The organism is Microbispora sp. CL1-1, from assembly GCF_012034195.1.
GTDB lineage: Bacteria > Actinomycetota > Actinomycetes > Streptosporangiales > Streptosporangiaceae > Microbispora.
Genome location: NZ_JAATEK010000195.1, coordinates 1 through 455 on the forward strand (window position 1 = coordinate 1; position 455 = coordinate 455).

Here is a 455-nt window from a genome sequence, read left to right on the forward strand (position 1 = left end):
CTGGTTGATGGCGGTGCCGCGGATGACGGCCAGCACGCGGTGGCCGTTTTTGTGTGCGTCCGACAGGCGTTCGACCAGCAGCAGGCCGACGCCCTCGGCCCAGCCGGTGCCGTCGGCCGACGAGGAGAACGCCTTGCACCGCCCGTCCGGCGCGAGCCCCCGCTGCCGCGAAAACTCGACGAACGTCCCCGGCGACGTCATGAGCGTCACCCCGCCGGCCAGGGCGAGGTCCGACTCGCCCGACCGCAGCGACCGTACGGCCAGGTGCAACGCGACCAGCGACGACGAGCAAGCCGTGTCCACCGTCACCGCAGGCCCTTCGAGCCCGAACGTGTAGGCGATGCGCCCCGACAACACGCTGGCCGCGGTGCCCGTGATCAGGTAGCCCTCGACTTCCTCCGGCGCGGGGCCCGACGACTTCGCGTAGTCCTGACCGTTGGTCCCGGTGAAGACTC

The 455-nt window shown here is 71.2% G+C and carries 1 protein-coding gene; it reads right to left on the reverse strand.

Going from position 1 to position 455, the window contains the following annotated elements:
* Positions 1-455: polyketide synthase (locus HCK04_RS40580; protein WP_142652803.1), on the reverse strand; the 455-nt coding region annotated here is incomplete at both ends.